The following is a 20388-nucleotide window of genomic DNA, read 5'->3' as shown; positions in this document are numbered from 1 at the left end:
CCCTCCTCGTCCAGGTTCGCCCCGTCCCGGGGGCCGGGCGGGCGGTACGCCCCGATCGGTATGGCTCGCCGGTCGCGGCGGGCCGGGGCGGTGCCCGGGTGGGGCGGGGCGGGCCATCAGGCGTCGTCCCCGGTGTCCGGGCCCGCGGTGGCCTCTGCCTTCATGTCGGAGCCCGGAAAACCGAGCGCGGCGAGGAAGACCGCCTTCCAGGCGACGGTGACCCCCACGGTGACCTCCGCCTGCCCGGCGCCGACGGAGCACCCGGCGATCCGGACGTCGCCGGTGGCGTGGGCGGAGACGATCTCCTCGGCCTCGGCGCAGACCTCGCCCTCGTCCATGAGCCGGACCTGGCCGGTGGCGCGCAGCGTCTCCTCGTCGATCCGGTCGGCCGCGGCCCGGGCCGCCTGCTCGGCGATGTCGGCGGCCCGCAGCCGGGCGTTGATGGCGGCCCCGCCGTCCACCAGGAGTCCGGCGAGCAGGAAGACCGCCACGGAGAAGACCACCGTGAAGACCGACATCGACCCCCGCTCGCCCGCCCGCCGGACCGGTCCGGGACGCGCTGGACGCCCGGGAGACCACGGATGACCGGGAGGCTCGGCGTGCCCGGGGCACGGTGCCCGCCGCCGCATGGCGTTCACCCGCCGTCCTCCTCCACCCTCCGGAACTCCTCCAGCGGGACCACCGAGTCGCCCTTGATCTCCTTGGCCGCGCCGAAGCCGAGGAAGCTCAGGTCGAGGGAGCAGGTGACCGCGGCCCGGACCCGGCCGCCCATCTCCCATCGGCTGCCCTCCAGGCTGACCTGCGGCTCGCACTGCCCCGACAGGGAGTCCTGCGCCGCCTGTTCCGCGGCGGACTCGGCGTCGGCGAACGAGCGCTCGACCGAGGCGGCCCTCGCTGCGTCCCTGGCCGCCCCGTTGACCTCGCCCTGGGCCTCGACCAGCCGTCCGGCGCCGACGAGCAGCAGCAGGAACAGCAGGAAGACCGGGGCCAGCAGGACCGTCTCGGCGGTCAGCGAGCCGCGCTCGCCGCACCGGCCGCATCGGCCGTACCGGGCTACGGGTGTCCTGCCGCGCCGGCCGTGACGCGGGCCGCCGGCCCGGGGCGGCGGCCGTCCGCCGAGCCTCGCGAAGGCGCTCACGGGCATCCCTCGCTCCCGTCGTCGGGCCGGAAGCACTCGACGGGGCCTCCGAACCGCGCGGTGATGGTGAGCGTCCTTTCCGGCAGCAGCGGGACCACCTGGACCGCGGTGGCGGTGATCTCGACGCCGCGCCGGCCGTTCTCGTCCCACGCCGTCACGGCGGCGCCCTCCAGGAGTTTCGGGCCGACCGCCCGGAGCACCTGTTCGGCCCGGGAGGTGGCGTCCGACTCCCAGGAGTCGGTGTCGATCCGGGCGAGGCGGGCCCCCTCCCTGGCGGCGGCGTCGGCGACCTGCCGCCCGTGGAACCACAGGGCGAACTGCACGACGAGCAGGATGATCGCCAGCACCACCGGCATGATCATCGCCAGCTCGACGGCGGCGGCCCCTCGCTCTCGGCGACGCTCAGCCGTCACCGAAGCCACCGCCGGCCCCTTCCCCGCCGCCCCCACCGCCGCCGCCTCCACCCCCGCCGAACTGGTTGGAGATCTCGGCCTGCTTGCCCTCGACGAGGGTCTTGATGAGGGTGGCCAGGCCGAGCGCGACCCCGGCGATGATCGCCGTGATGATGACCCACTCGACGGCCGAGGCGCCCCGGGTGGGGGCGTTGCGGGCCCGCTCGATCCTCGTGCTCAGGAACGCGGCCGTATAGACGATCCACGGATGGTTGCTCAGCATGGTCAGGACCCCAACATCTTCATAGCGGCCGGGTAACTCAGGAAGATCACGAAGCCCGCGCAGAGCAGGAGCTGGGCGACGAGCATCGACTGCGAGCGCTCGCCGGCCTGCCCCTCCACCTCGGCGAGCTCGCGGCGCCGCAGGGTCGCGGCGCGGGCGGTCAGGGACGTGCGGACCTTGGCGCCGTCGTCGGCGACCAGCCCGAGCGCGGCGGACAGATCGCGCAGCTCGTCGACGTTGATCTCGTCGCCGAGCTGCCCGAGCGCCTGCCAGGGGGTGATGCCGACGATCCGGGCGTTGCCCAGGGCCTCGCGGATGCGGGCCATCGCCCAGTTGGCGCCGTCGTCGTCGGCGTTCGGGCTGCCCACCGAGACCGCCATCATCAGCGCCTCGGGCACGCCGCGCCCGCCCGCGAGGTTCATCGCGACCAGATCCAGAAAGGCCCCGACGACGTGCCGGAAGTCACGGCGCATCCGGGCGGCGTCCCTCTTGATCTGAAGATCGGGCAGCACGAAGAAGACCCCGGCGACCGCGAGCGCGGCCCACAGCGGCACGGTCAGCGAGATGCCCCACCCCATCAGCACCAGCCAGCCCACCAGCAGCGGGAACGCCAGCAGCCCGGAGGCGGCCAGCAACGCCTTGGTGGCCAGGAACCCCTCGAACGACCTGCCGAGCAGCGCGAGGTCGGCCCGGGCCGAACGGGCCTCCCAGCCGCGCGCCGCGTAGAAGCGCGCCAGCCGCTCCCCCAGGGAGCGCCGGAAGGCGCTGACCTCCTCGTCGGGCAGGACGAGCCGGGCGCGCGGCGCGTCGGTGCCCTCCCGGGCGGCGTCCAGCGCCAGCAGCCGCGTCACCAGGCCGGGCCGGGCCGGGAACAGCGCCCGGACCAGCAGGAACAGGCCGAGCCCCAGCACGCCGCCGGCGAGCACGCCCTCGGTCATTCGTGCACCTCCCCCGTGGACGGCAGGCCCAGCAGCCGGGCCGGCTTGTCGAAGCGGGCCAGGCGGCGCATCCAGGCGAACCCGGCTCCGAAGAACCCGGCGACCACCACGAGCACGGCCTGGCCGAGGGTGCTGTCGTACTCCTCGACGTAGGAGGGGTTGAACACCACCAGGGCGACGGCGAAGGCGACGGCCGTGCCGACCACGATCTGCACGCTGCGCCGGGTGGAGCGGCGTTCGGCCTCGACCCGGCGGCGCATGTCGAGCTCCTCGCGGGCCGACACGGCCAGCGCGCCCAGCACGTCGCGCAGGCCCGGCCCGCGCAGCTTGGAGTTGAGGATCAGCGCGGCCACCACCAGGTCGGCCGAGGGGTCGTCGAGCTCGTCGGCGAACAGCCGCAGCGCGTCGGGCAGCGGCATGCGGGTGTGCAGGCGGTCCACCAGGGAGCGCAGATGCGGGCGGAGGGTGGGAGCCGCGGCCCGGATGGAGGAGGGGATGGCCTGCTCCAGTCCGGCGGCCCCGGCGATGGTGTCGCGCAGGGACTCGGTCCAGGCCGCCAGCCCCTCCAGCCGCCGCATCGCGGTGCGCTCCTCGGCCGCGCCGCCGTACAGGCCGCGCCAGCCCAGGGCGAGCAGGACGGCGCCCACCGCCATGACCGGCCAGCCGGTCACCACGAGTACGACCACCCCGGCGATCGCGCCGACCGCCGAGCGGGTGGACAGGGCGCGCAGGACCTCCTTGCGGCGGGGGCCGCGACCGGGGATGGCCGGGCGGGGGCGCATGCCGTACAGGGCGAGGCCCAGCAGGAACAGGCCCGCGCCGACGGCCGCGCCGGCGAGCATCACCAGCGGGTCGAGCAGCCCGGGCGGGACGGCGATCATGACCAGCCTCCCGGGTCGTAGCCGTGCCGGGCCAGCTCCTCGGCGCACGACAGGGGGGCGTGCGGCACGACCCGGCCGTCGGGCGCCTGGGCGAACACCTCCGACGACAGCACCCGGCCGTCCACGCCCGCCACCTCGCGCACGCTGGAGACGAACCGGCGCAGCCGGCCGCCCGCGGCGTACTCGTTGCGCTTCTCGATGAAGACGACGAAGTCGATCGCGCCCGCGATGAGCATGTGGGTGGCCTCGATCGGCAGCCGTTCGGTCGCCTGCAGGGCGTAGGTGGCGATGCGGTTGAAGACCTCCATCGAGGAGTTGGCGTGGATGGTGGACAGCGAGCCGTCGTTGCCCTGGGTCATCGCGTTGAGCATGGTGACGATCTCGTCGCCGAGGACCTCGCCGACGATCACCCGCGAGGGGTTCATGCGCAGGGAGCGGCGGACCAGCTCGGCCATGCTGATCTCGCCCTGGCCCTCGGAGTTGGGCAGCCTCTGTTCGAAGGCGACCACGTTGGGGTGCAGTTCGGGGAACTGGTCGAGGCCGAGCTCCAGGGCCCGCTCCACCGTGATCAGGCGCTCGGCGGCCGGGATCTCGTTGGCCAGCGCGCGCAGCAGGGTGGTCTTCCCGGCGTTGGTCGAGCCGGAGATCATGATGTTCTTCCGCGCGGCCACCGCGGCCGCCAGGAAGCGGCCCAGCTCCGGGGTGAGCGTGCCGTTGCCCACCAGGTCGCTGAGGAAGACCTTGCCCAGCCGGGCGCGGCGGATGGACACCGCCGGGCGGACCGTGACGTCCATGACCGCCGAGAGGCGGGAGCCGTCCGGCAGGCGCAGGTCGAGCTGGGGGTTGGCGGTGTCGAACGGCCTGCTGGACAGGCCGCTGTAGGCGGCGAGGATCTGGATCAGCTCGACCAGCTCGTCGTCGCTGTCGGCCACCGGCTCGGCCAGGCCCTCCCGGCCGTCGGCGTAACCGACGAAGACGCGGTCGCAGCCGTTGATGTCGATGTTCTCGACCTCGGGGTCGTCCAGCAGCGGCTGCAGGCGGCCGACGCCGAACAGGGCCGCGTGGATGCCGGCGGCGAGCGCCTCCTCCTCCTCGGCCGTGGGCGGGGTACGGCCGACACCGATCTCGCCGCGGGCGAACTCCTCCAGCACCTGGGCGATCAGCGCCCGGGCGAACTGGCGCTCGTCCTCGCCGGTCATCGGCGCCAGGCCGCTGGCCTGGTCGAGGCGTCGCTGGTGGGCCAGGCGGTCGCCGACCTCCTGCCGGAAGCGCTTCACCAGGGTGTGGTCGACGGTCATACGGCCGGCTCCGGGGCTCGGACGGTGGCGACGACTCGGGCGGCGAGCTCGCGCGCCGTACGGATGATCAGAGAGCGGTCCAGCCGGCCGCCCCACTGGCCGCGCAGCAGCTCGGCGCCCTTGGGGTCGTGCGCGAGGCCGCTGACGAAGGCGACCCGGCGGCCGGTGGCGGTGACGATCCGGCGGACCTCCTCGATGGCCGTGCGGTACTGGCGGGGGTCGGCGATCACCACGACCGCGATCTGCGGGTCACGGGGCATGACGTGCAGGCGCTCGCGCAGGTGGGCGACGTGGTCGAGGCTCGCCCGGGTGAACAGCAGCACCAGCTCCGCCTCGGCGACCAGCTCGGCCGTCTGCGGGTGCCCGCCGAGGCGGCCGCAGTCGGCCAGCACGTCGGCGCCCGGAACCGCGGCCAGAGCCCGGCCGAGCGGCCCCCACAGCCAGGTGAGCCCGGCGGCCTGCTCACCGTGGGTCAGCCCGGCCAGCACGTCGAGGCCACCGATGATCTTCTGGGTGTGCTCGTGGATCTGCTCGGGCCGCAGGCCGCGGCGGGCCGTGGCGCCCAGGGTCAGCAGTCCCCGGGCGGGGTTGAGGACCCCGCCGTCGGCGGCCGGGAGGCGGTAGGCGAGGTCTCCCCCGGCCGGGTCGCACTCGGCGAGCAGCACCGGGTGCGGCCAGACGGCGCCGAGCGCGGTGGCCGCCGTGGTCACGCCCGGGGCGCCCTTGTCGGCGGCCAGCACGATGAGCGCCACCTCAGCGCGCTCCGGGCAGCTCGGCCAGCGCGATCTCGCCGCTGGAGGCGTAGGCGGCGACCGTCGGGGAGATGGAACTGTCCACGATCACCGTGACCAGGCCGGACGACCTGCCCTGGGTCTGGCCGGACCCGCCGACCTGGTGGACCAGGGCGTTGGGGGCCAGCACCCGGCTGGTGGCGTTGCCGCCGCCGCCCCGGCTCGGGACGTATATCACCTGGACCCGGTCGCCCCGCTCCAGCGTCCCGGGCATCTGGCCGGGCTTGAGGGAGAGGCCGACCTGGGCCTTGCCGGGGCCCAGCTCCCTGCTGGCGGAGACGACCATGTCGCGGGTCAGGAGGGTGCCGGGCAGAAGGGTGACGCGGGCGAAGTTGCGGGCGACGAGGGCGCGGTCGGCCCAGGCGACGTAGCCGACGCCGGTGTCGGCGATCTGCGCCTCGCGCATCACGGCCTCGGTGAAGGGCTGACCCGCGCCGACCTGCTGGGAGATCACGATCGCGGAGACCCGGTCCCCGCTGCGCATGACCAGGAGGGTCGTGGCGAGCGCGCCGCCCAGGATGAGCAGTACGGCGAGGGCCGCGAGGGCGGGTTTGCGCTCGCGCGGGGGCACGGGGAGCTTGCGCGACGCCGGGCCGGAAAGGGAACTCGCCGACCCCGGCCGCTCGGCGTTCAGCGGTACGCGGCTCGCCGGCTTTTCACTGGTCCTCATGGGCAGGGGGACTCCCAGAGTGATTAACGCGTTGGGACTACTGGTCGAATTTACGCCATTATGCGCACCATGCCGATGAAGCGCCGGACAAAAGCCGGGTCCCATGCTCGTTTGATAGGAACAGGTCTGTCAACGGCGGCTCCGGAGAAGCTATCCCTTTCGCCACATGACAGGGGGCATATCCGGGTGATAAGGACATGAATTAATGCACATATCTACTGTCCCAATATTCCCCTCGGTCCCTGTGGTCCCGGCCGTACCGTTCCACCGCCGGGCGCCGCGCCGCTCCGTCCGGCGACCGATTCGGGCGCCGCGCCGTCTCCCCGGTGTCACCGTGCCGGGCGCGGCGCCGAGCGGGACGTCACGCCCCGGCCGCCAGGCGCTCCGCCATCGACCGCCCGGACCGCCCGGGATCGCCCCAGACCCACGCCAGCTTTGACGGATTTAAAGTGAAAAATCCCTTTTGTCGGATGTAGTGCCCTCGGGAGTGGGGGAAACCGCCGGGTTATCCACAGGAAGGCACGACCCGTCCCCAGTCCGCTCCCGTCCCAAGGAACATCGAATCCCATTAGAGACGCCATGACCGGCCGGTAACACCCGACGGTTGTCCACAGGCGGGCACGTTTTCCACATACCGCCCCGGGACCCGCGGCATTGCCGCAAACACCTCGTCCCGGGCGGTTCCCGCTCTGTACCGTGGACCCGGCCCCTGACCGAGGAGAGCGGCGATGCGCATCATGCTCACCGTGCTCGGCGAGCACGCCGACCGCGACGTCGTGATCGAGGCGGACGAGACCACCACGGTGGGCCGCCTGGCGGAGTCGCTCTCCGGGCAGGGCGGCGAGCGGCCGACCAACGTGGTCCGGCTGACCCGCACAAAGGCACCGTACGGCCTGGGCCGTGACCCGGCCGCCGCCGAGCCGCCGGACCTCTGGCTCGACGGCCGCGCCCTCGACCCCGGAGCCCCCGTCCTCGGCCTGCTCCGCGACGGCGACCTCGTCACCCTCGACCGCGACCTGGCCGGCGCCACGATCGCCGAGGAGCCCGGCGGCATCGTGGAGATCCGCGTCGTCGGCGGCCCGGCCGCCGGGTCGGTGCACCGGCTGGGCCTGGGCGTCCACGTCGTCGGCTCCGACCCCGCCTGCGCGGTGTCCGTCCCCGACCCGGGGCTGCCCGCCGAGGCCGCGGTGATCCGCCTCACCCCCGAGGCGATCACCGTGGAGCCCGCTCCGGGAGGCCGCTCCGAGGCCGGCGCGGGAGACGGGCCGCGTGCGGAAGGCGGGCCGCGCACGGGACGCGGATCCCGCGCGGGAGGCGGGGCCGGCGCCGCGCCGCGCCTGGACCGCGAGCCCCTCGACGGCCCCGTGCCCTGGCCCGAACACGCCCTGCTGACCTGCGGCACGACCGTGCTGACGCTGACCGCCGTGGAGCCCCCCGACGCCCACCTGGACGCCCAGCCCGACGGCGGCCTCGCCTACAACCGGCCGCCCCGGCTCCGCTCCCCCGGCGGCGAGCGGCGCTTCGAGGTCCCGGCCGAGCCGAAACGGGCCGAGGGCATGCGGCTGCAGCTGCTCGCCGCGTTCCTGCCCCTCCTGCTCGGCGTCGGCATGGCCTGGGCGACCAAGACGTGGTACTACCTGCTGATCGCGCTGATGACCCCGCTCATCATGATCGGCCAGTGGGTGAGCGACCGGCGGCACGGCCGCAAGCAGTACCGCAGGGAGCTCAGGCGCCACCGGGAGCGGATGCGGGAGTTCGAGGCCGCCGTGGAGGCGGCCCGCGCCGCCGACGAGGCCGAGCGCCGCGCCGCCGCGCCCGACCCCGCGGAGGTCCTGCTCACCGCGACCGGTCCCCGGCGGCGGCTGTGGGAGCGCCGCGACCACGACCCCGACGCGCTGCGCCTGCGGGTCGGCCTCGCCGACCTGCCGGCCGGCCTGGAGTTCGTCCCCGAGCGGTCCGCGCCCGCCGACTTCGTCCCGCCCGACCCCCGGCCTGCCACGCGGTGCCGGTGGCCCTGGCCATGCGGCGGCTGGGCGTCGCCGGCCTGACCGGCCCGCGGCCCCGGGCCGCCGGGCTGGCGCGCTGGCTGGTGGGCCAGGCCGCCGTCCTGCACAGCCCGCGTGACCTGGCGATCGTGGTGCTGTCGGCGCACGGCGACGGCGAGGAGCGGTGGAACTGGGTGCGCTGGCTGCCCCACTGCGCCCCGCACGGCGGCGAGGACTGCGTCGCGCTGGTCGGCGCCGACCCCGAGGCCGCGGCCCGGCGGGTGAGCGAGCTGGTCACGCTGATCGAGGAACGGCTCGGCGAGGAGGACAACCCGGCCGCCCGGATCGGCCGCGCCCCGGCGGGCTGGGCCGACCTCGGCGGCGGGACCGGGGCCGGGCGGGACGAGCCGGTCCCGGTCTACGACGAGCGCCCCTACGACGTGCTGGTCGTCCTGGACGGCGCGCAGGTCCTGCGCGCCCTGCCCGGCATGCCGCAGGTGCTGCGCCAGGGCCCGCGGGCCGGCGTGTACACCCTGGCGATCGACGACGACCAGCGGCTGCTGCCCGAGGAGTGCGCCACCGTCGCCGACGTGGCCGCCGACGGCACCGTACGGCTGCGCGGCGGCGGACTGGACGGCATCGGCGGGATCCTCGCCGACCAGGTCACGGCCACCTGGTGCGACCGGCTGGCCCGGGCCCTGGCGCCGCTGCGCGACGTCAGCCGCGACGACTCCGCCACGGCCCTGCCCGGCTCCGCGCGGTTGCTCGACGTGTTGCGGCTGCCGTCGGTGTCGGGCGAGGCCCTGGCCGGGCGCTGGGGCCGCTCCACCGAGGCGCTGATCGGCGTCGGCCCCGACGGGCCGTTCTCGGTCGACCTGCGCGTCGACGGCCCGCACGCCCTCATCGCCGGCACCACCGGCGCGGGCAAGTCGGAGCTGCTGCAGACGCTCATCTGCTCCCTCGCGGTGGCCAACCGGCCCGACGAGATGACGTTCGTGCTGATCGACTACAAGGGCGGCGCCGCCTTCAAGGAGTGCGTACGGCTCCCGCACACCGTCGGCATGGTCAGCGACCTCGACGGCCACCTGACCCAGCGGGCCCTGGCCTCCCTCGCCGCGGAGATCCGGCGGCGCGAGCGGCTGCTGCTGTCCGCCGGCGCCAAGGACATCGAGGACTACCACGAGCTGCGCGACGCCCAGACGGCCCGCGCCTCCCGCGACCTGCTCGTCGCCGGGGGCGGCGCCCCGCTCACCCCGCCCACGCCGCTGCGCGGCCGGGGCGCGCAGCTGCCCCCACTGCCCAGGCTGGTGCTGGTCATCGACGAGTTCGCGGCCATGGTCACCGAGCTGCCCGACTTCATGACCGGGCTGGTGGACATCGCCAGGCGGGGCCGCTCGCTCGGCATCCACCTCGTCCTGGCCACCCAGCGGCCCGGCGGCGTGGTGACCGCCGACATCCAGGCCAACACCTCGCTGCGGATCGCGCTGCGGGTGACCGAGGCCGCCGAGTCCTCCGACGTCATCGACCGGCCGGACGCCGCGCACATCCCCAAGTCGGCTCCCGGCCGGTGCTACGTCAAGTCGGGCGCGGGCGCGGCCGTCGCCGTGCAGACCGCGCGGATCGGCGGGCGCGGCCCCGGCGCGGCGAGCGAGGTCAGGGCCCGGGTCACCGAGGTCGGCTGGCGGGCCCTGGGGCACTCGCCGGCCGCCCCGGACGCGGCGGCCGAGGGGCGGCCGTCACCGACCTGTCCGTGCTCGCCGACGCCCTGGCCGACGCCGCCCGCGTCGCCGGCGTCCCCCGGCAGCCGAGCCCCTGGCTGGACCCGCTCCCCGACCTGGTGGTCGCCCCGGGCCTCCCGGAGCCTGAGGGGGCGGCGCCGTACCGGCCGGGGAAGGAGGAGGTGCCGCCGCTGGCCTTCGGCGTGACGGACCTGCCGTGGGCGCAGGACCGGCGGGCGCTGACGCTGGACCTCGCCCGCGGGGGCACCTGCTGCTGGCCGGCTCCCCCCGGAGCGGGCGCTCCACCGCGCTGCGCACCCTGGCCGGGGCGATCGCGGCGGGCGCGTCCCCGGAGGACGTGCACCTGCACGTGATCGACTGCGGTTCGGGGGCGCTGCTGCCGTTGATGACGATGCCGCACTGCGGCGCGGTGGTGACCCGCGACCAGCTCGACCGGGTCGAACGGCTGCTGACCCGGCTGCGCGCCGAGGTCGGGCGGCGCCAGCAGCTCCTCGCCGAGGCCGGTCACGCCTCGCTGGCCGAGCTGCGCGCCGGCTCCACCGGCTCCCCCGGTTCCACGGTCTCCTCCGGGCTTCCCGTTCCTCCCGGCGAGCGGCCGCCCTGGCTGGTGCTGATGCTCGACCGGTGGGAGGGGTTCGTCGCCGCGTTCGAGAACTACGACTACGGCCGGCTGGTCGAGGCCATGATGCAGCTGCTGCGCGAGGGTCCGGCGGTCGGGCTGCGCGCCGTGGTGACCGGCGACCGGTCGGCGCTGATCGGCCAGATCTCCACGGTGTTCGACGACCGGCTGATCCTGCGGCTGGCCGACCCGGCCGACTACGGCCTGGCCGGGCTGCCGGTCAAGGACCTGCCCGCCGCGCTCGCCCCCGGCCGCGCGGTGTCGGTCGGCGAGCACGGCGTCGTCGAGCACCAGATCGGGCTGCTGTGCGACGACCCGTCCGGCCCGGCCCAGGTCGCCGAGCTCCAGGCGCTGTCACGCGCGATCCCCGCCCGTTTCGGCGGCGACCTGGCGGCGTCCCCGGCGGGTGCCGCCGCGGCCGGGCCCGCCGGATGGGTCTGGGACGGCGAGCCGCCGCTGCGGGTGGACGCGCTGCCGACCCGGATCACCGCGGCGCAGGCCATGGCGCTGGCGCCGTCACACGAGCCGCCCTCACCGCTGTGGGCCCTGCTCGGCGCCGGCGGCGACTCGCTGACCCCCATGGGCTTCGACCTGCTGGCCCACGGCCCCGGCGCGGTCGTCGCGGGCCCGCCCCGGTCCGGCCGGTCCTCGGCGCTGGTGACCGCCGCCCGCTCACTGCTGGAGCGCGGCACGCCGGTGATCGCGGTCGCCCCGCGGCGCAGCCCGCTGCGCGACCTGGCGGACGTCCCCGGCGTGGTGGCCGTCCTCGGCGCGGACGGCGACCTGGAGGGGGCCGTCGCCGGGCGGGAGCGCTACGTGGTCGTCGTCGACGACGCCGAGCTCGTCTCCCCCGACTCGCCGCTGGGCATGACCCTGGAGCAGGTGCTGCGCACCGGCCGCGACGGCGAGCACGGGCTGATCATCGGCGGGGCCACCGGAGACCTGACCACCGCCTACCGGGGCTTCGTCGCCGAGGCCCGCAAGTCCCGGACCGGCCTGCTGCTGGCGGTGCAGAGCCCCGCCGACGGCGACCTGTTCACGATCCGGCTGCCGCGCGGCGCGGTCGGCGGCCCGCCCGGCCGGGGCCTGCTGGTCACGCTCGGCTCGACGACCCCGATCCAGACCGCCCTGCCCGGCTGAGCCCGCCGGGCGGCCCGGGACGCGTCCGGCGGCCCGCTCCGGCGGCTTCTGAGAGATCCGGAGGCCCGCTCCGGGCGGCATCGGGACGCGTCCGGTGGTCCGGCGCCGAGGCGGCCCCGGGAGGCACCCGGTCGGCGCGCGTCAGCGGACCGGGTGCCACATTCCGACGGCCACCGGCACACCGGGAGAGGAGTGCAGGAGCGGCGGACGGTCCGGGGCGGGCAGCCCGGCCGCCCGGACGAGGCTCTGGTCCAGGCGCTCCAGGCGGGCCTCATGCAACGGCCACGGAGGATGCTCGACCTCGGCCGAGGCCAGCGTGCCCGCGAAGAGGGTGAACAGCCGGTAGCGGGCGGTCAGGAAGATCGCGGCCTCGTCCGGGGCGTCCAGCGGCGGCCCGGTCTCCACGTCGGCGTGGCAGTGCCCGCCGGGCTGGAGCGGCCGGTGCCTGCGGCAACGGTAGCGGCGCCGCGCGCCGTCCACCCGCACCGCCATGTCCGACCAGAAGTAGGGCAGCCCGTAGGTGAGGCGGGCGCCGAGAACGGCCGGGAGGCGGCCGGCGTCCAGCGAGTAGAACCAGATCCCGGCGCGGCCCCGCTCGTCGCGCACGTAGGTGCGCACGTTGGTCTCCGGGAAGCGGGACAGCCACGGCAGGGCCGGGATCCCCGGTGGCCGCACCCCCTCCAGCAGGAAGGGGGTCAGGCTGACCCACGCCGCGCCGTCGAAGGTGTCGGCCTTCAGGCCGGGCGGCAGCGTCGCCTGGATCAGCTCGGCGGGGTAGCGCCAGTGGAGGAACGTGATGTGGGACCAGCGGTGGTACATCACCGGCCGGTCCACTCGCGGGGGCGGAGGCGGTGAAGGGGACATGGCCGGTTCCTACCCCGATCCGGGCCGTTCTGTCCGGCGCGCCGCGGCGCCGTCCCCTGTGCCGTGGTGTCCGGGAACGGCGCCGAGACCGGATCGGGTCAGCGGGTGGCCGACTCGATGTTGCCGCGGTAGGTGTTGATGACCCGGGACGCCTCGGCGAGCTCCTCGGACATCCGCTGGAAGGCCGCGCGGTAGTTCTGCCAGGCCTCGCTGAACCGCTGGGCGCCGGGACCGGTCCAGGCGGTGCCGACCTTGCCGGCCTCCCGGTCCAACGCGGCCATCGTGGCCCTCACCTGGTCCGCCTGCTGGGTGAACTGGGTGGCCATCTGCTGCATTTCCGCGGGATTTCCGCCGAGCAAGTTCTGGCTCATGCCCGTCTCCTTCGGGATCGGTGTCGGGGATCACCAAACGAAATCACGATAAGCGACCGGACCACAATGATTTCCCGAATATGCGCAGCGGCTATGGATCTTCCTTCCCGCTCGAAAGCCCACCCGAAAGGCCGCCGCGGTTCTCATCCGGTTTCTCATACCGGTCCGCGTGTCGCGGGGACGGCCGCCGGACGGCGGGACGACCGGCGGCCGGCGAAACGGTCACCGGACCGAGCAACCCGGACGAGACCCGGCGATCAGATGACGCTTACACTCCGTTGAAGGCCCGCCAGGCCGATGCTCCATCGGAAGACCCGCCAGGCCGTACGAACGCACGAAGGGAATACGTCGGTGCACAAGGTCCTGATCGCCAACCGTGGTGAGATCGCGGTGCGGATCGCCCGCGCGTGCAGGGACGCCGGACTGGCCAGCGTCGCGGTCTACGCCGACCAGGACCTCGACGCGCTGCACGCGCGGGTCGCCGACGAGGCGTACGCGCTGGGCGGCCAGTCCCCGGCCGAGACCTATCTGGACGTGGACAAGCTGCTGCGCGTCGCCCGCGACAGCGGCGCCGACGCCGTCCACCCGGGCTACGGCTTCCTCGCCGAGAACGCCGCCTTCGCCCAGGCCGTCATCGACGCGGGCCTGACCTGGATCGGCCCGCCGCCGCCCGCGATCACCGCCCTCGGCGACAAGGTCCAGGCGCGTCACATCGCCCAGGCGGTCGGGGCGCCGCTGGTGGCCGGCACCCCCGACCCGGTCTCCGGTCCCGAGGAGGTGCTGGCCTTCGCCGCCGAGCACGGCCTGCCCATCGCGATCAAGGCCGCGTACGGCGGCGGCGGGCGCGGCCTGAAGGTGGCCAGGACCGCCGAGGAGATCCCCGACCTGTACGACAGCGCCGTCCGTGAGGCCGTCACCGCGTTCGGCCGGGGCGAGTGCTTCGTCGAGCGCTACCTCGACCGCCCCCGCCACGTGGAGACCCAGTGCCTGGCCGACGCCCACGGCAACGTGGTGGTGGTCTCGACGCGCGACTGCTCGCTGCAGCGCCGCCACCAGAAGCTGGTCGAGGAGGCCCCCGCGCCGTTCCTGACCGCCGAGCAGGTCGAGCTGCTGCGGTCGAGCTCCAAGGCGATCCTGCGCGAGGCCGGCTACGTCGGCGCGGGCACCTGCGAGTTCCTCGTGGGGCAGGACGGCACCGTCTCCTTCCTGGAGGTCAACACCCGGTTGCAGGTCGAGCACCCGGTGACCGAGGAGGTCGCCGGCGTCGACCTGGTGCGTGAGATGTTCCGGATCGCCGACGGCGAGCCGCTGGGCTACGACGACCCGCCGCTGCGCGGCCACTCGTTCGAGTTCCGGATCAACGCCGAGGACGCCGGGCGCAACTTCCTGCCCGCGCCGGGCACCATCACCGCGATGCGCGTCCCGTCCGGGCCGGGCGTGCGGCTGGACGCCGGCTACGAGGCCGGGATGACCGTGCCGCAGTCCTTCGACTCCCTGGTCGCCAAGCTGGTCGTGACGGGCGCGACCCGCGAGCAGGCGCTGCAGCGCGCCCGCCGGGCGCTGGCGGAGTTCGAGATCGAGGGCATGCCGACCGTGCTGCCCTTCCACCGCGCCGTCGTCGAGGACCCGGCCTTCACCTCCGATCCGTTCTCGGTGCACACCCGCTGGATCGAGACCGAGTTCGCCACGCCCATCGAGCCGTACTCCGGCCCGGTGGCCGACTCCGGCGCGCCCGCCGAGCGGGAGCACATCACCGTCGAGGTCGGCGGCAAGCGCCTGGAGGTCGTGCTGCCGGCCGGGTTCGCCGCGCCGGCCCCGGCCCGGGGCTCCGCCAGGCCGCCCCGCCGGGGGAACCCCGGTGGGGCGGGCAAAAAGGCCGCGGTCGGGGGCGACAGCCTGGTCAGCCCGATGCAGGGCACCATCGTCAAGGTGGTGGCCGCCGACGGCGACACCGTCGCGGCCGGCGACACCGTCGTGGTGCTGGAGGCGATGAAGATGGAGCAGCCGCTGACCGCGCACAAGTCGGGCACCGTCACCGGCCTGTCGGCCACGCCCGGCCAGACCGTCACCGCGGGCGCCGTGATCTGCGACATCAAGGACGCCTGACCGGAGTCCGCCGGCGGCGCGGAGGACGCCGCGCCGCCCCGGGCGCCCCGCGGGACGTCTGGAAGGGATACGGTCGGGAAGTGGGGAACTCTGACGTCCGCTTGTTCGTCCTGAAGGGCGAAGGAGGCTTTCTTGCCGTGACCACGACAAAAACCGCACCGGGCCGACTCGGCGCCGCGCTCGTCGCGATGCTCGCCGGGCTGCTGGCCGTCTTTATGATCGCCCCGGCCGCCCACGCCGCGGCGCCCGACCCGGGCACGATCGCCTCGGGTCTGAAGGACGGCGACCACTTCTACGTGGACCCCGCCTCCGGCATCCCCGCGAACGCCGCCGACAAGATCCGCGGCGCCGTCGAGCAGACCTCCTCGGTCTACGTCGGGCTGCTGCCGGAGGGGGCCGTCACCAGCTCCTCGCAGGCCAGGACCCTGCTGACCTCCATCCGCAAGGACGTCGGCGGCAAGTCCACCATCCTGCTGATGAGCGGCAAGACCCCGTTCGGCGTCTCCAACATCCGGGGCGTCGACGTCGACGAGCTGCTGGGCCGGGCCAAGACCGGCTCCAGCCCCACCGACAACGTGGTCAACTTCGTCAAGCTGGCCGACGACGCGGCCACCGGCGCCGGGCTCGGCTCGGGTTCCGGCTCCAGCTCCTCCTCCGGCTCCGGAGGCGGCGGGGGCGGCGTCCTGGTCGGCATCCTGGTGCTGGCCCTGGCCGGCGGCCTCGGCATCTTCTTCTACTCCCGTAAGAAGAAGAAGCAGCGCGAGGCCCGCGAGGCGGCGGAGCTGGCCGCGGTCAAGCAGACCGTGGACGAGGACGTCACCAAGTTCGGTGAGGAGATCACCGACCTCGACACCGACGTCAAGCTGCTCGGCGACGGCGCCCAGCACCAGCAGGACTGGCAGCGCGCCCTCGACTCCTACGAGCGGGCCAAGGTGGAGCTGGACGCGGTCAAGCGCCCCGACGAGCTGCGCAACGTGACCTCCACGCTGGAGGAGGGCCGCTACGCCCTCGCCTGCGTCAAGGCCCGCGTCAACCACCAGCCGCTGCCCGAGCGGCGTTCCCCGTGCTTCTTCAACCCGCAGCACGGCCCGTCCGCCCGCGACGTGCGCTGGGCCCCGCCCGGCGGCGCGGTGCGCGACGTCCCGGCCTGCGCGGCCGACGCCGAGGCCGTCGAGCGCGGCTTCGAGCCGCAGACGCGCCAGGTCATGGTCAACGGCGGCTACCGCCCGTACTACGAGGCCGGCCCCGCCTACCAGCCCTACGCCTACGGCTACTACGGCGGCTTCGGCGACATCATGACCGGCATGCTCGTCGGCACCATGCTCGGCGGCATGATGGGCGGCGGCTGGGGCATGGGCGGCTACGGCATGGGCTACGAGCAGGGCGTCGCCGACGCGGGCGGCGGTGCCGACTTCGGCGGCGGCGGAGACTTCGGCGGCGGCGGCTGGGGTGACTTCGGCGGCGGCGGAGACTTCGGCGGCGGCGACTTCGGCGGCGGCGACTGGTGACCCTCCGGTGACCGGTTGACGGCCGCCTCCTGAGACGGCGAAGACGGGCGCGTTCCCCGCGAGGGGACGCGCCCGTCCGCATGTCCGGACCTCACCCGCCCGCCTCCGCCCGGCACACGTCCGCGCCGCCGGGTTCGTCGGACGGCCGGGCGCCTCATCCGTCGGACGGCCCGGCGCGTCCGCGCCGCCGGACGGTCAGGTGCTCCCGCGCACCGTCAGCCGGGGGGCGAGCAGGGTGGCGTCCGGTACGGCGGCGCCCTCCAGCTTGGCCATGAGCAGCCGTACCGCCTCGCGGCCCACCTCCTCGGCCGGGACCAGCACCGACGTGAGCGCCGGACCGGCCCGCTCGGCGATGTCGTCGGGGCAGATCGCCACCACCGCGACGTCCTCGGGGACCCGCCTGCCGTACTGGCGCAGCGCCCCGAGGACGTGGCCGACCGCCGCCTCGTTGTGCACGACCAGGGCCGACAGTCCCGGCCGCGTCTCCAGCAGCCGCCGCACCGTCTCCGCGGCCTCCCCGAAGCCCTCCTCGCACGGCAGCGCCGTACCGGTCATGCCGTGCCCGGCGACGGCCTCGGTGAACCCCTCCCTGGTACGGCGGGCGAACCCGGTGCCGCGCTCGTAGACCACTGAGGGGGCGCCGAGCAGCGCCACCTCCCGGTGCCCCCGCTCGGCCAGGTGCTCCACGCAGAGCGCGCCGGCCCGGTGGAAGTCGAGATCCACGCAGGTCAGCCCGGCCGCGTCGGCCGGGAAGCCGATCAGCACGCTCGGCTCGGCGAGCTCGCGCAGCAGTGGCACCCTGCTGTCGTGCAGTTCCACGTCCATCAGCACCAGGCCGTCGGCCAGCGCGCTCGCCGCCGCCCTGCGCAGCCCCTCGGCCCCCTCGTCCGCGGTCAGCAGCAGCACGTCGTGGTCGTAGCCCCGGGCCGCGGTGACCACCGAGGTGGCGAACTGCATCAGCACCGGGACGTGCATCCCGGCCCGCAGCGGCAGCACCAGGGCGATGACGTTCGCCCGCCTGCTGGCCAGCGCCCTGGCCCCGGCGTTGGGGTGGTACCCGAGCGCCCGCACGCTGTCGAGGACCCGCCGCCGGGTGTCGGCGGAGATCGACCGCTTCCCGCTGAGGACGTAGGAGACCGTGCTCACCGCCACCCCGGCGTGCCGGGCGACCTCGGCGATCGTCACCGTCCGTCCGCTCATGCGCCTCCTCGCTCGCCGCACTCGCTCACGCGCGCTCTCCGAAGGTGAGGCCGGCCAGGGTGATCCCAGCGTTCTCGAACACCATATAGAGATCGCGGACCCCGCGGACGTCCGCGAGCCCGGTGCGGACCTCGGTGAAGTCTTGACATCCTCTCCGCCCTAAAGGACGGAGATTCCCGCCTGCCGCGTAGGCTTCGGGTGGGTTACTGCTTCGCCGCACTGCGCCGGAACGAGTACCGGTCTTACCTGCGCTCCACAGTCGTTTAGCCTCTCCGCCCGTCCGGCGGCGAGAATGTTGATCGCAGCGTTGATGTCCCGGTCGTGGGTCGTGCCGCACGGGCAGGTCCAGGACCGGACGTTCAATGGCATCGATCCGGCGATAGTGCCGCATGCTGAGCACGGCTTCGAGGAGGGGGACCATCGGTCGATCTTCCCGAGGTACCTGCCGTATCGTGCGGCCTTGTACTCCAGCATGCCGACGAACTGTGACCAGCCCGCATCGTGCACGCTCTTGGCCAGCTTCGTACGTGCCATGCCGGACACCGCAAGGTCCTCCACGTAGACCGCTTGGTTGTCGCGGATCAACGAGGTGGAGAGCTTGTGCGCCCAGTCTCGGCGTGTGTCGGTCACCTTGGCATGCGCCCGCGCGACCTTGAGTTCGGCCTTGGCCCGGTTCACGGAGCCCTTCTCCTTGGGGGTATCGAAACGCTTCGAAAACCGGTCGGATGGGAGGCGCTCAGGGCCGTCGAAGCGCTTCGATGATTGATCCGGGAACGCTCCGCTCATCACACGCGTGTTTCGAACGGAGCTTCCCCGAAGGTGCACGCCCGTGCGACCCAGGTCAAGAGATCCGCGGCAAACGCCCCGAATCCACCAGGTCGAGCACCCGGGCGGCGCCGCCGAGCGCGGCGGCGCCGTACCCGAGGGCCGAGGCCACGACGCGGCAGCCGCCGACGTCCGGCGCGATCACCCGCCCGCGCGCCTCGGCCTCGATCTCGGGCAGCAGCCAGGGGGCGAGGGGCACGTAGTAGCCGCCGAGGACGACCACCTCGGGGTTGAGGAGGTTGGCGATCACCGAGACGCCCCGGCCGAGGTCGCGGCCGACGCCGGCCAGGACGTCGAGGGTGTGCGCGTCGCCGGTCCGGGCCAGCCGGACCGTCTCCTCCAGCTCGACCTCCACCTCCGCCGGCGAGAGCGCCGCGTGCTCCAGCACCGCGCCGATCCCGGCCACCGCCTCCAGGCAGCCCCGCCGGCCGCAACGGCACTCGGCGCCGAGCGGGTCGAGCTGGATGTGGCCGATCTCCCCGCCGTAGCCCCGCCCGCCGCGCCGCAGCCGCCCGTCGAGGATGACCCCGGCGCCCACCCCGATCCCGCCGGTGAGGTACACCAGGTCGGCGGTCCCCGCCCACGGTCCGAAGCGGTGCTCGGCCAGCGCCGCGAGGTTGGCGTCGTTGTCCACCTGCACCGGGAACCCGGGGTCGCGGAGCGCCTTGGCGAGGTCGCCGCATAGGTCCGCGTCGCGCCAGCCGAGGTTCGGCGCGACGCGGACGACCCCGTCGGTGCCGACCAGGCCGGGCACGGCCACGGTGAGGCCGAGGACCTGCCGCTCCTCCCGGGCCATCCGGGTCGTCACACGGCGGACGAGCCCGGCGACGACCGCCATCGCCTGCGACACCGTGACGTCCGGCCCCTGGAAGGAGCGCCGCCAGGACAGCAGCCGCTCCCCCGACAGGTCCACCGCCACGGCGGTGACGTAGTCGACGTTGATCTCGACGCCGATCGCCGCGTACGGCGAGCCGTCGAGCACCAGCATGGTCGCCGGGCGGCCGACGCGGTTCTCGGTCAGCCCGGTCTCCCGGACCAGCCTGCGGTCGATCAGGTCGGCGACCAGGCTGGAGACCGTCGCCTTGTTCAGGCCCGTGGAGGCGGCGATGTCCGCCCGCGAACAGGGGGCGTGCTCGCGCACGAACCGCAGGACGACGGCGAGGTTGGTGGCCCGCACGTCGGCGAAGTCGGCCGGCTGCGGGTCGCTCGTAGATGTGATCAAGGTCAGTCCCGTTCCGGCTCGGCCAGGCTGGCCCCATCATGCACCATCGTTCACCGATCCGTGGCCGCCCCCCGCGGACGCCGGGTCGGCGCTCCCTTGTGGCGGGGGTCAGCCTCGACTGATTTGTTTGGCCACCAGACGAACTAGCGCTATCGCGACCCCTCTTCCGCGGACACCCCCCTGATCCCCGAGCCGACGAAGGGAAAGCGCATGAAGATCCTGCGGGACAACGGCCGTGCTTAGGAACGCGTCGAGGACCGGACCGGCGGGTGACCTGACCTCACCCGCCGGCACCGGCGCCTCCAAGCATGTCGGTAAAAGGGCCTTCTCGACAAGCCCGGGTGCCCGTGTCCCTTTTCAGGGCCGGCTGCGCCGCGACTGGCAGCTGCTGCTGATGACGCTGCCCGCGATCGGGCTG

Annotated in this window: 19 protein-coding genes; 5 read left to right on the top strand and 14 right to left on the bottom strand. The window is 74.3% G+C overall.

From position 1 onward, the window contains the following. Nucleotides 1-116: 116 nt before the first annotated feature. From ACQP10_RS06020 to ACQP10_RS05980, 9 genes are all read right to left on the bottom strand, one after another. A complete protein-coding gene (locus ACQP10_RS06020; protein WP_179819502.1) occupies nucleotides 117-518 on the bottom strand; it encodes a pilus assembly protein TadG-related protein in 402 nt (133 codons plus the stop codon). Between the two features lie 116 nt (nucleotides 519-634). Continuing rightward, nucleotides 635-1138 (bottom strand): TadE/TadG family type IV pilus assembly protein, encoded by a 504-nt coding sequence (locus ACQP10_RS06015; protein WP_433541017.1) that lies wholly within the window; start codon nucleotides 1136-1138, stop codon nucleotides 635-637. Further along, on the bottom strand, nucleotides 1135-1551 hold the full coding sequence (locus ACQP10_RS06010; protein WP_312873163.1) for a TadE family protein: 417 nt from the start codon (nucleotides 1549-1551) through the stop codon (nucleotides 1135-1137). Before ACQP10_RS06010 ends, ACQP10_RS06015 begins: the two co-directional genes overlap by 4 nt. After that, nucleotides 1541-1813 (bottom strand): hypothetical protein, encoded by a 273-nt coding sequence (locus ACQP10_RS06005; RefSeq protein WP_179819504.1) that lies wholly within the window; start codon nucleotides 1811-1813, stop codon nucleotides 1541-1543. The genes ACQP10_RS06010 and ACQP10_RS06005 overlap by 11 nt, the downstream gene beginning before the upstream one ends. Before the next feature lie 2 nt (nucleotides 1814-1815). Beyond that, nucleotides 1816-2751 (bottom strand): type II secretion system F family protein, encoded by a 936-nt coding sequence (locus tag ACQP10_RS06000; RefSeq protein ID WP_179819505.1) that lies wholly within the window; start codon nucleotides 2749-2751, stop codon nucleotides 1816-1818. Continuing rightward, on the bottom strand, nucleotides 2748-3632 hold the full coding sequence (locus tag ACQP10_RS05995) for a type II secretion system F family protein (RefSeq protein WP_433541016.1): 885 nt from the start codon (nucleotides 3630-3632) through the stop codon (nucleotides 2748-2750). The genes ACQP10_RS06000 and ACQP10_RS05995 overlap by 4 nt, the downstream gene beginning before the upstream one ends. Then, nucleotides 3629-4930 (bottom strand): CpaF family protein, encoded by a 1302-nt coding sequence (locus tag ACQP10_RS05990; protein WP_392571274.1) that lies wholly within the window; start codon nucleotides 4928-4930, stop codon nucleotides 3629-3631. The genes ACQP10_RS05995 and ACQP10_RS05990 overlap by 4 nt, the downstream gene beginning before the upstream one ends. Further along, on the bottom strand, nucleotides 4927-5682 hold the full coding sequence (locus ACQP10_RS05985) for a hypothetical protein (protein WP_179819508.1): 756 nt from the start codon (nucleotides 5680-5682) through the stop codon (nucleotides 4927-4929). Before ACQP10_RS05985 ends, ACQP10_RS05990 begins: the two co-directional genes overlap by 4 nt. A gap of 1 nt (nucleotide 5683) precedes the next feature. Next, on the bottom strand, nucleotides 5684-6391 hold the full coding sequence (locus ACQP10_RS05980; RefSeq protein ID WP_179819509.1) for a hypothetical protein: 708 nt from the start codon (nucleotides 6389-6391) through the stop codon (nucleotides 5684-5686). A gap of 728 nt (nucleotides 6392-7119) precedes the next feature. Between ACQP10_RS05980 and ACQP10_RS05975 the strand changes: the two genes are divergently transcribed. From ACQP10_RS05975 to ACQP10_RS05965, 3 genes are read left to right on the top strand one after another with little or no spacing between them, the layout of a single operon-like run. After that, nucleotides 7120-8439, top strand: a complete 1320-nt coding sequence (locus ACQP10_RS05975; RefSeq protein WP_433541015.1) for a hypothetical protein — start codon at nucleotides 7120-7122, stop codon at nucleotides 8437-8439. After that, nucleotides 8394-10301, top strand: coding sequence for an FtsK/SpoIIIE domain-containing protein (locus ACQP10_RS05970; protein ID WP_433541014.1), 1908 nt, complete (start codon nucleotides 8394-8396; stop codon nucleotides 10299-10301). The genes ACQP10_RS05975 and ACQP10_RS05970 overlap by 46 nt, the downstream gene beginning before the upstream one ends. 10 nt (nucleotides 10302-10311) lie before the next feature. Further along, entirely contained in the window at nucleotides 10312-11874 is a 1563-nt protein-coding gene (locus ACQP10_RS05965; protein WP_433541013.1) for an FtsK/SpoIIIE domain-containing protein, read from the top strand. A 141-nt stretch (nucleotides 11875-12015) separates the two neighbouring features. Here ACQP10_RS05965 and ACQP10_RS05960 read toward each other — a convergent pair whose 3' ends face one another. Together ACQP10_RS05960 and ACQP10_RS05955 are read right to left on the bottom strand one after the other, a co-directional pair. Next, nucleotides 12016-12738, bottom strand: a complete 723-nt coding sequence (locus ACQP10_RS05960) for a YqjF family protein (RefSeq protein WP_346021850.1) — start codon at nucleotides 12736-12738, stop codon at nucleotides 12016-12018. A 98-nt stretch (nucleotides 12739-12836) separates the two neighbouring features. Continuing rightward, nucleotides 12837-13109 (bottom strand): WXG100 family type VII secretion target, encoded by a 273-nt coding sequence (locus tag ACQP10_RS05955; protein ID WP_179819513.1) that lies wholly within the window; start codon nucleotides 13107-13109, stop codon nucleotides 12837-12839. A gap of 351 nt (nucleotides 13110-13460) precedes the next feature. Between ACQP10_RS05955 and ACQP10_RS05950 the strand changes: the two genes are divergently transcribed. Then, nucleotides 13461-15215: an acetyl/propionyl/methylcrotonyl-CoA carboxylase subunit alpha gene (locus ACQP10_RS05950; RefSeq protein WP_433541012.1), complete on the top strand. Its 1755-nt coding sequence runs from the start codon at nucleotides 13461-13463 to the stop codon at nucleotides 15213-15215. Nucleotides 15216-15352: 137 nt separating this feature from the next. Then, entirely contained in the window at nucleotides 15353-16723 is a 1371-nt protein-coding gene (locus ACQP10_RS05945; protein ID WP_346021848.1) for a hypothetical protein, read from the top strand. A gap of 195 nt (nucleotides 16724-16918) precedes the next feature. Here ACQP10_RS05945 and ACQP10_RS05940 read toward each other — a convergent pair whose 3' ends face one another. From ACQP10_RS05940 to ACQP10_RS05930, 3 genes are all read right to left on the bottom strand, one after another. Then, nucleotides 16919-17923: a LacI family DNA-binding transcriptional regulator gene (locus ACQP10_RS05940; RefSeq protein WP_179819516.1), complete on the bottom strand. Its 1005-nt coding sequence runs from the start codon at nucleotides 17921-17923 to the stop codon at nucleotides 16919-16921. Between the two features lie 159 nt (nucleotides 17924-18082). Further along, nucleotides 18083-18709 (bottom strand): RNA-guided endonuclease InsQ/TnpB family protein, encoded by a 627-nt coding sequence (locus tag ACQP10_RS05935; protein WP_433541011.1) that lies wholly within the window; start codon nucleotides 18707-18709, stop codon nucleotides 18083-18085. A 55-nt stretch (nucleotides 18710-18764) separates the two neighbouring features. Beyond that, on the bottom strand, nucleotides 18765-19970 hold the full coding sequence (locus tag ACQP10_RS05930) for an ROK family transcriptional regulator (RefSeq protein ID WP_433541010.1): 1206 nt from the start codon (nucleotides 19968-19970) through the stop codon (nucleotides 18765-18767). Between the last annotated feature and the right edge of the window lie 418 nt (nucleotides 19971-20388).

It is taken from the genome of Streptosporangium sandarakinum, assembly GCF_050942225.1.
Taxonomy (GTDB): domain Bacteria; phylum Actinomycetota; class Actinomycetes; order Streptosporangiales; family Streptosporangiaceae; genus Streptosporangium; species Streptosporangium nondiastaticum.
Note: the sequence above shows the minus strand (reverse complement) of the source record. Positions and strands in the feature narration are given on the sequence as shown.

Excerpts from the sequence above, each read along its gene's own strand:
- ACQP10_RS05940 (WP_179819516.1), bottom strand. The coding sequence starts at position 17,923 with ATGAGCGGACGGACGGTGACGATCGCCGAGGTCGCCCGGCACGCCGGG.
- ACQP10_RS05990 (WP_392571274.1), bottom strand. The coding sequence starts at position 4,930 with ATGACCGTCGACCACACCCTGGTGAAGCGCTTCCGGCAGGAGGTCGGC.
- ACQP10_RS05935 (WP_433541011.1), bottom strand. The coding sequence starts at position 18,709 with ATGAGCGGAGCGTTCCCGGATCAATCATCGAAGCGCTTCGACGGCCCT.
- ACQP10_RS05975 (WP_433541015.1), top strand. The coding sequence starts at position 7,120 with ATGCGCATCATGCTCACCGTGCTCGGCGAGCACGCCGACCGCGACGTC.
- ACQP10_RS05980 (WP_179819509.1), bottom strand. The coding sequence starts at position 6,391 with ATGAGGACCAGTGAAAAGCCGGCGAGCCGCGTACCGCTGAACGCCGAG.
- ACQP10_RS05995 (WP_433541016.1), bottom strand. The coding sequence starts at position 3,632 with ATGATCGCCGTCCCGCCCGGGCTGCTCGACCCGCTGGTGATGCTCGCC.
- ACQP10_RS06020 (WP_179819502.1), bottom strand. The coding sequence starts at position 518 with ATGTCGGTCTTCACGGTGGTCTTCTCCGTGGCGGTCTTCCTGCTCGCC.
- ACQP10_RS06005 (WP_179819504.1), bottom strand. The coding sequence starts at position 1,813 with ATGCTGAGCAACCATCCGTGGATCGTCTATACGGCCGCGTTCCTGAGC.
- ACQP10_RS06000 (WP_179819505.1), bottom strand. The coding sequence starts at position 2,751 with ATGACCGAGGGCGTGCTCGCCGGCGGCGTGCTGGGGCTCGGCCTGTTC.
- ACQP10_RS05960 (WP_346021850.1), bottom strand. The coding sequence starts at position 12,738 with ATGTCCCCTTCACCGCCTCCGCCCCCGCGAGTGGACCGGCCGGTGATG.
- ACQP10_RS05955 (WP_179819513.1), bottom strand. The coding sequence starts at position 13,109 with ATGAGCCAGAACTTGCTCGGCGGAAATCCCGCGGAAATGCAGCAGATG.